Below are 12,926 nucleotides of genomic sequence, written 5' to 3'. Positions count from 1 at the left end.
CGGTGTTTCTCTCATCAACATTTAAGCTAGATAAACTATTAAGGGGATGAAAATATGGGTAGGATTCATTTACAAGATGGACGTCATATTGGTTTGTGTGAATACGGTGATCTTGAAGGGTTTCCAGTATTCTTTTTTCACGGAACACCTGGATCAAGAGTCATGTTTTTAGATGATGACCCAATCTCTAAAGAGCTCGGTGTTCGCCTCATCTGTTTAGACAGACCTGGATTTGGTTTATCTACCCCTCATCCTGACCGTACGATTTTAGACTGGGCAAAAGACGTGCTGGAAGTGGCAGATCATCTAGGCATTCACCATTTTTCAGTGATGGGTGTATCTGGAGGCGGCGCATTCGCTGCTGGCTGTGCTTATCAATTGCCGAATCGAGTCCTTTCAGCCGCTCTGATCTCAAGTACAACGCCATTTCAGGACGGAAAACCGCCTAAGAGTATGCTCAAAGAGAACAAATTGGCTTTTTTCCTCAGTAAGAAGTTCCCTTGGCTATTGAAAGCAAGCTATCGTTCCCAGAAAAAAATGATTGAGAAAAAACCAGAGAAATTTAAGAAGCTGGCCAAAAATGGGAACAAACATTTACATCCATGGGACCGTCAATTCCTTCAAACCGATGAGCAGTTAGAGATGATGATGATGCATTTACACGAAGCCACTCGTCAATCGGTGGATGAATGTATTCATGAACCATATTTGCTCTCGCAGCCATGGGCATTCGATATGAAAGATATACAAATCCCTGTTGATGTATGGCATGGAAAAGAGGATACGATGGCTCCATTTGTAGAAATAGAAAAAGTGGCTCCAACGATTCCAAACGTCAAAACCTATTATATAGATCAAGCGGGACATTTTCTTACAGATGTAGACGATATATGGCGAGATATTTTACTCTCTTTAAAAACACGTGCTGAAAAGTATCATCAGGAACATGCATAAAAAAAGACCCGAAACTTCGGGTCCCTTTCTTCATTAATATTTTTCATAATATGTCTGTACTTTATCTGTATCTTTTGTCTTCGTTAGAGCGAGCATAAGCAGAATGCGTGCTTTTTGTGGATTTAATGAATCCGATGACACAAAGTGATGTTCATCATCCATTTTTTCGTGGGTCACAATTCCATTTCCCGCACGGCTTGATCTCACGAGGACCACATCTTTCTTCACTGCATCTGTTGCCCCTTTGATGGCTTCTGTTGACATCGTTCCATTTCCTGCTGCGGCAACGACAATGCCTTTCGCTCCTGCTTTTACTGCTGCATCATACATGTATTTATGATCATTTTGATAGCCGTATAAAATATCAACTTGCGGTAATTCTTTTATTTTTGATACATCAAATTCACTTTCAGTCGTATGTTTTCTTGTTGATTCGTTATAGAAGGAAACCACTTCACCAGCAATTTCTCCAATGTAGCCATGCTCAAGAGACTTGAAGGAATCGGTTGTGGTCGTGTTTGTCTTTGAAATAAATCGAGCTGATGCAATTCGGTCATTTAACGTGACCATGACACCTTTGCCCTTTGCTTCTTTTATAGAGGCAATTTTGACAGCATGATACAAGTTCAGCGGACCATCCGCACTGATAGCAGACGCTGGTCTCATTGAGCCAACGACCACAACTGGCTTATCACTTTTGACAACCAGATGTAGAAAGTAAGCTGTTTCTTCAAGTGTGTCTGTTCCATGCGTGATGACTATGCCATCCACCTGATCATCATTTAAGAGTTGATTCACTCGTTTGGCTAATTTTAAAAGAAGGGCATTATCAACATTTTCACTGCCAACATTCGCTACCTGCTCACCGGTAACGTTTGCAATATCCTTTAGCTGAGGAACTGAAGCAATGACTTTATCGATGCCAAGTGAACCGGATTTATATCCTGTCGTATCTGTATCACTGTCCGAACTGCCAGCAATCGTCCCGCCTGTCGCTAATACCTTAATATTAGATAAGGACTTATTCCCTGTTTCTACGGCTGTCGTTTTGTCCTTTGATTGATTAGTTGCGCTTTCTTTTTCGCTTTGATTTTTCTCTTGGGTACTTGTATTGGCACAAGCTGCTGTCGACAGTAATAAAACAGAAAGAAGGACAGCACCTAACCATTTTGTTACGTTCATTCGATCATCTCTCTTCTTAAATGTGATGGATTCAAAGCTAGATCTCTTTCTATAGGGTTTACTTTATACCATTCCTTCATTCATCGGCATGAGGCGAAAGATACAGAACCAAATAAAGGAAAAATGGTCATTATCACAATCATTTATTTACATCTAAATACCTAACTTTACTTTTAAAAGAGGAGATATTGAGGTTGTTCAATCAATAAAAGTAAACAATACTAGATCATCAATTTATGATAAAATATAGTAAATTTTACAAAAAAGGAGTATACGTATTGCAAATGCTTCAATCATTTCACAAAATCCTAATAACACTATTCCTTAGTTCGATTTTACTCAGTCTGTTCGTATGCTTCTATCCACCGATTCAGGGAGAGCCTGCGTTCCTGGTATTTTACATTCCCATCTTTTTTGTTTATTATTTCGTTTTTGCGGTTCCTTTGCAGTTGTTTTTTTCTTTGCAGCCAAAGGCTTTCCATCCTCTTTATTTAGCCGCTTATTTACTGATTGCAATGGTTGTCATGCTTTTTGTCATTGATGGTATTGGGAGCTCGGCATCTGTGCCTATCGTCATCATGAGCAGTCTCATCTACTGGATCTTTGATTCTTTGTTTTATCAAAGAACGCATGAAAAAAACACCTAATGCAAAGGTGTTTTTAGCTGCTCTAGTATGTTTTCACAGTGATCCAAGTACGCTTGGCTAAGCAGGAAGTCTTTCGGTGCGGCGATCGCTGCTAATGTGACCAGGGTATTTGAATGATGAATGAGCGGATTCAGCATTGAATGCTCTACGCCTCTAATTGTTTGAACATGCAACCATTTAGGTGCTACTTCTTTTTCGTAGATCCTTTTTGTTTCAGCAGAATCTACATTTCGGTCATTCTGCGCCAAAACCAAATAGGTCGGTGATTGGATGCACTTGATATCTGAAGTGGCATCGGCTTTCATGTTCTTTTGAATGAATTCAAATCGATCTTTTGTCATCTCTTGATCGTCCGTTTTCTTTTGATATGTGCGAAATGCTGCGCCTTCTACTAATAATTTGTTTTGCTCATCTTCTTTTTTGAGTGTTTTTTGAATTTGTTCTTTAGATGCATCCGCTTCTTTTAATGTTTGAAGTGTATAGTACCTTCCCTGTCTCATCCAATTGACAGCAGGCCCGACAAGAATGGAGGCTGTGATATCTGTTCGATCAGCCATTACTTTTGGGATCACCCAGCCTGCTTGGCTTGCTCCCCATAAGATGATTTGTTTTGATTGAAGATCAGGCTCTTTTTTCGCCCATTTGATCACATTGTCTACTTCTTTTGCACGATCCTCCATGGATTGATGGAGCCAGTTTCCTTCTGATTGACCCACCCCGGGCTTATCCCATGATATAGATGCATAGCCTTGCTTTGCAAAGCGTTCCATTAAGGGTCTGTATCCTCCGTCATATGTGGCATTTTGAGGACCATCTCCGTGTATAAAAAGCACAACTCCTTTGATTGGCGCTTTCTTAGGCGTGGTCACGATACCTGATAATGTCCCATTTTCAGTCTCCATGACGACTTCCTTTTCATTCATAGCAAAGCTGTTTTCATAAACTACAAATGCTGCGATGAAAATGAGTACTGCTGCTGCGATGATCAGCCAAATCCTTTTTTTCATCTTCTATTCCCCGCTCCTTGTTCAACTGTGTACACCATTGAATTTTGGTACGTGACAGAGACTGGTACATTCTCATATAAGATGATAGAAGAAGGTTGTGCACTCTCTTGTGTAAAAGGTACTTCATGTAGAAAAGCCTCAATTTCTTCAATGACCTTCTCTTCATCTCCAGCTAAAAAGCTTTTGACCGCGTAAGAACCTGCATCCAGTCTCACATCATAATCACGTTCATTTGATACATAATAAGAAATTGTTGTGTCATCTTGCAGATTGATCACATAATATCTCTCCTCAAAAAGAGACAGATCCAGCTCCTTTTGATGAACGATTTGTTTAAAGTCCAGCTCTGTTTCACCCTTTAGAAGATGATGCGGGATCTGTTTTAAATACCGAATTGGCCGATCTTGGATGGTTGTTTTATTAAGCTGAAGGCTGTTTTGAATCGACAGCATATGCTCCAGACGCTGTTTCACTTCGCTTAGTTCCTGTATTTGCTTCTCGACCTGATCCAGCATTTCTTGGTAGGACAGAGTGATACTTTGTTCATTCGAAAAGGTCTCGCTTATATCTTTTAAAGAGAAGCCCGCCTTTTTTAAGAAGAGGATTTGATAAAGGGTGTAAATCTCTTTTTCATCAAATAATTGGTATCCATTTTGAGCAACCTTCGCAGGGCGTACGAGATCCTGTTCTATATAATGACGAAGCGTATACTTTGTGATGTTTAGTAGCTTACATACTTCTCCACTTGTTACATACGTCACTAGATTCCCTCCTTTTGTACACATTCTAAACCATGTGGTTACCACACAGTCAATCATGCCATAAAAAAATCACCGAGGAAATCTGCCCTCAGTGATGTGTCATTTCTATTTCATACTTGGACCAGCATGTGTAAAAATCGGGTCTTTCAATTCAAAGTCGAATGTCTTGCCGTCAACAATACCGACTGTTTTTTCATGATCATAAAGCTCGAGCAGACAAGCTGCCATTTCTTTTGATGTATGATATTTCTTGATATTGCCTTCATATTCAAATTGGTCTACATCTAATGAACGCTTTGCAAATTCTGATTCTGTCGCGGAAGGCGCTAATACTTTTGCCTGTAAGTTAGCTCCTTTTTCTTTCAACTCTAGTGCCAGTCCTTCTGTAAAGGCACTCACGTAAAACTTCGTGGCTGAATAGGTGACGGCATTGCCGACGACTGTATAGCCCGCTCTTGAAGAAATGTTGATCAGCTGAGCCCCTTCTACTTGCTCATAATCACGAACAAATAAAGTGGATAAAATCGTTAAGGCTTCGATATTCAGATGAAGCATATCCCCAATTTTACTTACATCCTGTTCTCCTATTGAACCGAAATGGCCAAACCCTGCATTATTAATGAAGGTGTCAAGCTCATATTCAGCCAACGATTCATAAAATGAATACACTTGCTCCATGTCGGTTAAATCGACAGACTGTATGTTTACTTTGATCTCGGGATATTGATCAAGAATCTCTTTCTTCAGTTCTTGGAGTTTCTCGAGCCGGCGTGCAGCTAAAATAAGGTTTTTGCCTCGTGCTGCAAAGGCTAGCGCCGCCTCATACCCAATACCTGAACTTGCTCCTGTAATGACTGTATAGCTCAATTATATCCCCCTATTAACGTCTTCTAACTGGTTAAATTATAACGACAGCACTTCGCTCTAGTCAATTTTGAAGAGAATCACACGGTTTATTAACTTGTCTCACTTCATTCATCATGTTGGAGGATGTCATGTTGAGATTTTTTTGTTAATTTGTGAAAAACCAATTGGTAGGAATGTTCGATTAACTCCTCTACAAATGAAGATGGAATGTCCGCATCAAGGTAAATCGAATTCCAATGAGTCTTATTCATATAATAGCCCGGAATAATCCCCTCATGCGCCTCTCTTAGTTCTTCAGCTCGTTGAGGGTCACATTTTAAAGTGATGACAGGTTTTCGATTCGCATCTCCGCCCATCATAGCAAACATCTTTCCACCAATATGATAACGATCTGCATGCCATTCTGGCTGATAATCATGGGTTACTCCTTTTAAAGAAAGACAAAATGCCTGTAGTTTCTCTTTTTCCATTAGATTCGCTCCTTTTTTAAGTCGTCTTCTATTCTTTCTATTATATCGACAATGAAGGCAGATATCTGATCTTTTTCATTCACTTAACAACAATAAAAGCACAGACCCGCTGTGTTCTGTGCTTTTACATCACTGTTCTTATCTTATTCAAATGCCTTCTTCAATTGATCACTCATCAGATGCCAAGCCTCTTCAGCTATTGCTAAATCTCCGGCATGCGTGAAGGCGTGAGGGACTCCTTTAAACTGTCTGTACGTGACATCTACCCCTGCTTCTTTTAACTTCTCCGCATATTGTTCGGCTTCTTGAGCTAGCGAATCTCTTTCAGCTGTGATAACGAGAGCTGGTGGCATTTGTGCCAAGGATGAACGATCGGCAAAGATCGGAGAAACGAGCGGATTGTGCGGATCTTGGCCTTGCAGATAGAAGGCATTAAAGAGTCTCGCCATTTCAACTGGGATCGCTTCTTCAAACGCTGGTTTTTGTGCTGGATCAGTGGCTAAATCAAGCGGCGGATAATCAAGCACTTGATAGACAATCGGGAGTTTGTTCCCTTTTTGAATATTTAAGAGACAAGCAGCCGTTGCCAAGTTTCCTCCTGCGCTATGTCCGCCAATGGCTATTGCTTTGGGATCTATTTGAAGCTCATCAGGGTGTTCATACAGCCACTTCAGCACATCGTAGCATTCATGAAGAGCGGCCGGGAAAGGGTGCTCTGGGGCAAGCTGATACTCCACATTGACGACGATACATTGCGCTCGGTCTGCAATGACCGGACACCAGTGGTTATCCATTTCAGCACTGCCTAGGATAAATCCTCCGCCATGTAAATTCACAAAAACAGGAAGCGGCTGCTTTGATGTGTTGACCGGCTTAAATACCCATACCTTTGTTTCGCCAGCACTTGTTGGAATGTCATATTCCATTTTGTTTACTTCAGGAGGATGGACTGGTTTTAGTTCCGATTGACTCGGTAATGAACCTTCAGCTGGTTGACGTAATGACGCAGCGATTTTGATTTGTTCTTCTAAGTTCATGATCTCAGTCTCCTATCTTATTCATTTCTTCTAACTCATTCGTTCCTTTTTCCTCTTTTCCTTCTACTGAATCAGCAGCACATTCTCATTGGTTCACTTTTTATCTATCTCCCCATTTTCGCTCTCTTTGAAACAAGCATTGGGCAAATCAAAAAAGCACTGCGGCGCTAGGTCCTCAGTGCTTTTCATCTATTTTATGAAACTTGCTGTTCTACTTTCACTCGTTTAATGAAGAAAGCGATGATCAAACCAATGACGGTCATGATCACAGCAAAGATAAATGCATGCTGGACGCCATTTGTAAAGGCGAGCAGCTGGTTCATCGGATTTGCGGGATCAGCCACATTTTCCATAAAGCTGCGGGTCCCTGATGAAAGGATCGAAATACCGACCGCAGTACCAATAGCTCCTGACACCTGCTGCAATGTATTCATAATCGCTGTACCATGCGGATATAGCTCTGGCGGCAGCTGATTTAATCCATTTGTTTGTGCAGGCATCATGATCATCGCGATTCCGACCATTAACGTAATATGAAGGGTCACAATGTATCCAATCGATGTATTCACACTTAAATTCGTGAAGCCAAACATCGTCGCTGCGACAATGACAAGCCCTGGAATCACAAGCCATTTTGGTCCAAACTTATCAAATAGCCCACCCATGATTGGAGATAGCAGACCGTTGATAATTCCACCAGGCAATAGCATTAAACCTGCTGTAAATGTCGTTAGTGCCAAGGATGTTTGCAGATACAATGGCAAAATCATCATAGCAGACAGCATCACCATCATACACACTAAGATCAGCAGTAACCCAATGACAAACATCGGATATTTAAACGGACTTAAGTTCAACATCGGTTCCTTCATATTCAACTGTCTGAGAGAGAATACAAGAATCCCAATGACACCTACTACAATTGCAACGATCACATGCATACTGCTCCAGCCACCGCCTTCACCGGCACTGCTAAAGCCATACACAATTCCTCCGAAACCAATGGTTGAAAGCACAATCGATAAAATGTCGATTTTTGGTCTTGTTGGCTCCGTAATATTTTGCATAAAGATAAAACCAAAGACGAGTGCAGCTATTAATAACGGAAGTGAAATCCAGAAAATCCAATGCCAAGTCAGCGATTTCAAAATAAGACCAGAGACTGTTGGACCAACAGCTGGTGCAAACATGATCACAAGACCTATAATCCCCATTGATCTGCCTCGTTTATGAGGCGGGATGATCACCAAAATCGTATTGAACATCAATGGAAGAAGCAATGCTGTACCGACTGCCTGTACGACACGTGCCACCATTAAAATACTAAAGACTGGCGCAACCGCCGCAATAAATGTTCCAATGATCGAAAAGATGAGCGACGTAATGAAAAGCTGTCTTGTTGTAAACCACTGAAGAATGAGTCCTGAAATTGGTACGAGAATACCAAGTGTTAATAAATATCCTGTTGTCAGCCACTGAGCTGTCGTTGCTTCAATACCAAAGTCTAACGTTAAGCTTCTCAGCGCCATATTTAGTGCTGTTTCACTGAACAAGCCAATAAAACCAGCTGTAATAAATGAGATAATAATGGGCAGCGTTCGAATATGAGAAGCTGCTGCTTGCTGTTTGTTCATAGTAGGTTGGCTCCTTTTCTTTTTCAATTTAGATCAATCATAGGAAGTCAGGCTGGTCAGAAATGAGCCACTTCAATGTCTATTGAAAACAGATAAAATCTGTTTCTCTGCAGCGAATTGAGCGATTTTTTCGATTGAATAACCAGATTCACAAATATAAAACATCAGTTCAGGCGTCATCGGAGAGGACATACATAATGTCGTCAGCTCAATATCCTGTATGTTCGCTTCCCCTTTTTCTTCTGCTTCCTCCAGCAAATCACGAATGATTTGTTTAAGCGATTGACTGTAATGACAATCATACACTTTACTTGTCTGCTCTAAATTTCCAGATATTGTAAGCATCCGAATCCAGTCTAAATGATGACCGACGATGAGATGAATTTCTTCGAGCACATAACGCAAACGTTCACGAACCGGCTGGTCACTGATTTTGCTCAAGTAAAGATGCAAAGCAGGGATCAGCTGTTCAAATCTTTCTCCAAGGATAGAAAGGCACAAATCACTTTTATTGGCATAGCGGCGGTAAAGAGTGCCCTGCCCAACACCAGCCGTTTTGGCAATTTTATGCATGCTGACATTTTCCACGCCAAATTCCTGAAACAAAGAAAAAGCGACCTCTTCAATTTCCTTTCCAATATCCTTTTCCATGATGCCTCACCTTCTTTACCTTCATCCATATTGCACTTATCTCTATGTGTTAAATCTCATCTCTTTTGATTCTCATTAGGACAATTGTCCCGATATTATCTTACGGACAACTGTCCGCTTTGTCAATCATTCTTTATTAAATGGCATGAAAAGATCAAAAACTCAATTTTAACGAATGAGTTTTTGATGATCTTTTGCTGTTTATACCATTTTCTTTAGTAACTTCCTATGAAATAAGAGAAGAATCTAGCAAAAAATCCTCTTTAATATCATATATTAGACCGATTTTCCATTTTGAGAGAATCATGTATGATCAATTAAGAAAACGCTTTCAAAAAAGGAGAGGGGAATGCCTACATGTCTTACCGTTTGAAACGAATGTTGATGCTGCTTGTCACTGGATTAGTCTTGAGTTTGTCCACATTTACTGCGGGTGCCTCGGCACAAACAGGCGGGTCGTTTTACGAGCCTTTTAACAACTATAATACGGGGTTATGGCAAAAAGCCGATGGGTACTCGAATGGAAACATGTTTAACTGTACGTGGCGTGCAAATAATGTCTCCATGACGTCATTAGGTGAAATGCGATTATCGCTCACAAGTCCCTCCTATAATAAGTTTGACTGCGGAGAAAACCGTTCCACTCAAACATATGGCTACGGGCTTTATGAAGTCAGCATGAAACCAGCCAAAAATGTTGGGATCGTGTCTTCGTTCTTTACTTATACGGGACCGACTGATGGTACGCCTTGGGATGAAATTGATATCGAATTTCTAGGAAAAGATACGACAAAGGTTCAGTTTAACTACTATACCAATGGTGTAGGAAATCATGAAAAGATCGTCAACCTTGGTTTTGATGCAGCAAACTCTTACCACACGTATGCATTTGACTGGCAGCCTAACTCGATTAAATGGTATGTAGATGGACAATTAAAACATACTGCCACTACTCAAATCCCTCAAACTCCAGGAAAGATTATGATGAACCTCTGGAATGGTGCAGGTGTCGATGAATGGCTCGGCTCCTATAACGGTGTTACACCGCTCCACGCACATTATAACTGGGTGCGTTACACAAAAAGATAACCACATCACAAAACCTGTGAAAAGTCACAGGTTTTTCTTCATTTAAATTGAACTGGTTTTTAGTTGATGAACCAGCTTTTGTTCATAGCTGTGGATAATATCTTCATAACTTTCTATCTTGTAATCTAACCGCTTAATCGTCTCTTCGATTTCCTTTTGTTTTTCTACAAGTCTTTCTCTCTCATTGACCAAAATACTTTTCCGCGAGGACAGGGTACGATCCTCGCCCTCGATAAATAAAGCCGTATATTCTCGAAGTGCATCAATTGAGAGACCGGCATTTCTCATACATTTGATAAATTCAATCCATTGAATATCCTCTTCAGCATAATCACGAACTCCGTTTTCATCACGCCGGATCGGTCGAATTAAACCAATATTCTCGTAGTATCTGAGCGTAGCAGTAGATAAATCGAGCTGCTTTGCAGCTTGTGCTATTTTCATTGTTTTCACCCTTCTCTTCTTCTCTCACCTTATGAAATTCCTTCTTCTCATCATCTCCAATTTGATAGAGAACGCAAGATGCTTTTGGCTCAATTCTTTATTTAAGGATGTTGAAAAGCTTGAAGAGGGTTCTCTATTGACTTAGAGTTCACTTTAAGACGTACAGTATAGAAGTAAAGAATCTTACTTGAAAGGATGATCAAGAATGTGTCAGACGCACCATTCAAACGTTTTAAGTGTTTCACATGCAAAAGCGAGCTTTGAACGGACAACCATTGAACGAAGAGCGCTTCGTCCACATGATATTTTAATCGATATTCAATTTAGCGGGATCTGTCATTCAGATATCCACAGTGCCTTTGATGAATGGGGCGGCGGTATTTTCCCAATGGTTCCGGGTCATGAGATTACTGGAGTCGTTGCCGCTGTTGGTGATGATGTGACGAAATTTCAGATCGGAGACCGTGTAGGTGTTGGCTGCTTTGTTGATTCCTGCGGCACCTGTGAATATTGCCAAAATGGAGACGAGCAATATTGCACGAAAGGGGTCGTCCAAACTTATAATAACCTCGATTATGACGGGGAACCGACTTACGGCGGCTATAGTCAGAAGATTGTCGTGACAGAGCGCTTTGTCGTCAGCATTCCAGATCAACTATCCCTTGATGCCGCAAGTCCTCTTCTCTGCGCTGGAATCACAACTTATTCACCGTTAAAGCACTGGAAGGCAGGGCCAGGTAAAAAAGTTGCCATCGTCGGAATGGGCGGACTCGGTCACGTGGCCATTCAATTCGCCCGTGCACTTGGCGCTGAAGTCACGGTATTGAGCCGCTCTTTGAATAAAAAAGAAGAGGCGCTGTCATTTGGTGCAAAAGATTATTTTGCTACAAGTGATCCTCATACCTTTCAGACACTAGCCGGTCAGTATGACCTCATTCTCAACACAGTCTCTGCCAATATCAATATAGACGCCTATTTGTCCCTACTTCGTGTGGATGGAACCTTGGTGAACGTCGGTGCACCACCTGAGCCAGATCAATTCCACGTCTTTTCATTGATTACTGGCCGTCGCAGCATTGCCGGTTCACTCGTTGGAGGCATACAAGAAACACAAGAAATGCTCGATTTTGCAGCTGCTCACAATATCGCACCACAAATTGAAGTGATCAACGCAAGTCAAGTTGATGAAGCGTATGAACGTGTGCTGAAAAGTGATGTGCGTTATCGGTTTGTCATTGATATTTCGACATTATGATCGGATTCTATTTTGAAAGACTAGCTCAATGGCTGGTCTTTTTTAATGGTGGATATCCTGTTTTTCTTATAGCGAGGATTCTAGAGGATATGTTCAAAAATCATGGATAATAAAAAAACAATCACACCCAAAATTTCTTCAAAATAATCTCTCTTTTTTAGAACTAAATTTATTGACAAAAAATAAATAAACATGTTATTATTAAAAATTTGATTATTTCGGATCGATTTGTGGTACCCTTATAGTAGGTACTTAATATGGAGGTGGATGATATGTTTCAAATTGGTGATAACATTGTGTATCCAATGCATGGAGCAGGTATAATTGAAGCCATAGAAGAAAAAGAATTTTCTGATGAAAAACAACAGTATTATGTGATTAATATGTCAATCAGTCATATGAAAGTGATGATACCAACACGGAAAATGTCGGGTTCACGTATTAGACCTGTTACAGATATACTGGCATTAAACAGTGTGATACACATTTTCCAGCATGGCAAATCAGATCAAATACTGACATGGAAAGAACGTCATACAATTAATACAAACAAAATAAAAACGGGTAACATCCAAGACGGTGCTGAAGTTGTACGTGACCTGATGCGTATGAAGAAAGAGAAAGCACTAAATGCAAGTGAAAAGAAAATGCTAGATGATGCCCATGAATTTTTGCTAAGTGAATTAGAAGTCATCAAAGGGATTACAGAAAAGCAAATAAAAAGTTTCTGTTAAGAACTCTGCCGCTCTTTTGGGCATCCCTCACCATTTTTGAATACATGTTCTCTAAGAACCTATCCACCCTTCAACTTATGAAAGAAAAAAGAATTTATTTAGGCAAATTCCGCATATTGTAAATCCAATATGCTATACTGTTGATAAACCTTTGAAGCATGAATTTTTTTACGATTACCTTGTAACATCTCCCT

General features: G+C 40.5%; 14 protein-coding genes. 5 read left to right on the top strand and 9 right to left on the bottom strand.

Annotated features, from left to right (window positions below; translation table 11 throughout):
* The first annotated feature begins 54 nt into the window (after positions 1-54).
* Positions 55-954 carry an alpha/beta fold hydrolase gene (locus C6Y07_RS16400; protein WP_066031269.1) on the top strand — a complete coding sequence of 300 codons (900 nt, stop codon included), beginning with the start codon at positions 55-57 and terminating at the stop codon, positions 952-954.
* A gap of 33 nt (positions 955-987) precedes the next feature.
* Here C6Y07_RS16400 and C6Y07_RS16395 read toward each other — a convergent pair whose 3' ends face one another.
* The gene (locus C6Y07_RS16395) at positions 988-2,136 is read right to left on the bottom strand and encodes a type II asparaginase (RefSeq protein WP_066031270.1); all 1,149 of its coding nucleotides are present in this window, start codon (positions 2,134-2,136) and stop codon (positions 988-990) included.
* A gap of 461 nt (positions 2,137-2,597) precedes the next feature.
* On the opposite strand from C6Y07_RS16395, the gene C6Y07_RS19375 reads away from it, so the two are divergent.
* The gene (locus C6Y07_RS19375) at positions 2,598-2,783 is read left to right on the top strand and encodes a hypothetical protein (protein WP_248065149.1); all 186 of its coding nucleotides are present in this window, start codon (positions 2,598-2,600) and stop codon (positions 2,781-2,783) included.
* Here the strand turns inward: C6Y07_RS19375 and C6Y07_RS16385 are convergent.
* The 7 genes from C6Y07_RS16385 to C6Y07_RS16355 form a co-directional block, all read right to left on the bottom strand.
* A complete protein-coding gene (locus C6Y07_RS16385) occupies positions 2,780-3,790 on the bottom strand; it encodes an alpha/beta hydrolase family protein (protein ID WP_106039288.1) in 1,011 nt (336 codons plus the stop codon). The genes C6Y07_RS19375 and C6Y07_RS16385 overlap by 4 nt on opposite strands.
* Positions 3,787-4,551, bottom strand: a complete 765-nt coding sequence (locus tag C6Y07_RS16380) for a MerR family transcriptional regulator (protein ID WP_164847192.1) — start codon at positions 4,549-4,551, stop codon at positions 3,787-3,789. Before C6Y07_RS16380 ends, C6Y07_RS16385 begins: the two co-directional genes overlap by 4 nt.
* 105 nt (positions 4,552-4,656) lie before the next feature.
* Complete coding sequence (locus tag C6Y07_RS16375) at positions 4,657-5,418, bottom strand: SDR family NAD(P)-dependent oxidoreductase (RefSeq protein WP_060595609.1); 762 nt, start codon at positions 5,416-5,418, stop codon at positions 4,657-4,659.
* Positions 5,419-5,522: 104 nt separating this feature from the next.
* Positions 5,523-5,888: an MmcQ/YjbR family DNA-binding protein gene (locus tag C6Y07_RS16370; protein ID WP_060595608.1), complete on the bottom strand. Its 366-nt coding sequence runs from the start codon at positions 5,886-5,888 to the stop codon at positions 5,523-5,525.
* Between the two features lie 143 nt (positions 5,889-6,031).
* Positions 6,032-6,925, bottom strand: coding sequence for an alpha/beta hydrolase (locus C6Y07_RS16365; RefSeq protein WP_106037135.1), 894 nt, complete (start codon positions 6,923-6,925; stop codon positions 6,032-6,034).
* A gap of 194 nt (positions 6,926-7,119) precedes the next feature.
* Entirely contained in the window at positions 7,120-8,559 is a 1,440-nt protein-coding gene (locus tag C6Y07_RS16360; protein WP_034666046.1) for a DHA2 family efflux MFS transporter permease subunit, read from the bottom strand.
* 72 nt (positions 8,560-8,631) lie between these two features.
* Positions 8,632-9,210, bottom strand: coding sequence for a TetR/AcrR family transcriptional regulator (locus C6Y07_RS16355; protein WP_034666049.1), 579 nt, complete (start codon positions 9,208-9,210; stop codon positions 8,632-8,634).
* Between the two features lie 357 nt (positions 9,211-9,567).
* Here C6Y07_RS16355 and bglS point away from each other — a divergent pair, with 357 nt between their 5' ends.
* The gene (gene bglS / locus C6Y07_RS16350) at positions 9,568-10,299 is read left to right on the top strand and encodes a beta-glucanase (RefSeq protein WP_060595606.1); all 732 of its coding nucleotides are present in this window, start codon (positions 9,568-9,570) and stop codon (positions 10,297-10,299) included.
* A 42-nt stretch (positions 10,300-10,341) separates the two neighbouring features.
* Here bglS and C6Y07_RS16345 read toward each other — a convergent pair whose 3' ends face one another.
* Positions 10,342-10,743 (bottom strand): MerR family transcriptional regulator, encoded by a 402-nt coding sequence (locus tag C6Y07_RS16345; protein ID WP_060595605.1) that lies wholly within the window; start codon positions 10,741-10,743, stop codon positions 10,342-10,344.
* Between the two features lie 205 nt (positions 10,744-10,948).
* Between C6Y07_RS16345 and C6Y07_RS16340 the strand changes: the two genes are divergently transcribed.
* Entirely contained in the window at positions 10,949-11,998 is a 1,050-nt protein-coding gene (locus C6Y07_RS16340; protein WP_060595604.1) for an NAD(P)-dependent alcohol dehydrogenase, read from the top strand.
* A 272-nt stretch (positions 11,999-12,270) separates the two neighbouring features.
* On the top strand, positions 12,271-12,732 hold the full coding sequence (locus tag C6Y07_RS16335; protein ID WP_106037132.1) for a CarD family transcriptional regulator: 462 nt from the start codon (positions 12,271-12,273) through the stop codon (positions 12,730-12,732).
* The last annotated feature ends 194 nt before the right edge of the window (positions 12,733-12,926 follow it).

The sequence above is a fragment of the Bacillus sp. LNXM12-1 genome (genome assembly GCF_003004375.1).
Classification (GTDB): domain Bacteria; phylum Bacillota; class Bacilli; order Bacillales; family Bacillaceae; genus Bacillus.
The sequence above is the reverse complement of the archived record's forward strand: the minus strand, read 5'-3'. Positions and strand labels throughout refer to the sequence as shown.

What these genes read in the sequence shown, in the direction of transcription:
- C6Y07_RS16345 (WP_060595605.1), bottom strand. Translation starts at nt 10,743, where the DNA reads ATGAAAATAGCACAAGCTGCAAAGCAGCTCGATTTATCTACTGCTACG.
- C6Y07_RS16395 (WP_066031270.1), bottom strand. Translation starts at nt 2,136, where the DNA reads ATGAACGTAACAAAATGGTTAGGTGCTGTCCTTCTTTCTGTTTTATTA.
- C6Y07_RS16365 (WP_106037135.1), bottom strand. Translation starts at nt 6,925, where the DNA reads ATGAACTTAGAAGAACAAATCAAAATCGCTGCGTCATTACGTCAACCA.
- C6Y07_RS16360 (WP_034666046.1), bottom strand. Translation starts at nt 8,559, where the DNA reads ATGAACAAACAGCAAGCAGCAGCTTCTCATATTCGAACGCTGCCCATT.
- C6Y07_RS16340 (WP_060595604.1), top strand. Translation starts at nt 10,949, where the DNA reads ATGTGTCAGACGCACCATTCAAACGTTTTAAGTGTTTCACATGCAAAA.
- C6Y07_RS16400 (WP_066031269.1), top strand. Translation starts at nt 55, where the DNA reads ATGGGTAGGATTCATTTACAAGATGGACGTCATATTGGTTTGTGTGAA.
- C6Y07_RS16385 (WP_106039288.1), bottom strand. Translation starts at nt 3,790, where the DNA reads ATGAAAAAAAGGATTTGGCTGATCATCGCAGCAGCAGTACTCATTTTC.
- C6Y07_RS16370 (WP_060595608.1), bottom strand. Translation starts at nt 5,888, where the DNA reads ATGGAAAAAGAGAAACTACAGGCATTTTGTCTTTCTTTAAAAGGAGTA.
- bglS (WP_060595606.1), top strand. Translation starts at nt 9,568, where the DNA reads ATGTCTTACCGTTTGAAACGAATGTTGATGCTGCTTGTCACTGGATTA.
- C6Y07_RS16335 (WP_106037132.1), top strand. Translation starts at nt 12,271, where the DNA reads ATGTTTCAAATTGGTGATAACATTGTGTATCCAATGCATGGAGCAGGT.
- C6Y07_RS16355 (WP_034666049.1), bottom strand. Translation starts at nt 9,210, where the DNA reads ATGGAAAAGGATATTGGAAAGGAAATTGAAGAGGTCGCTTTTTCTTTG.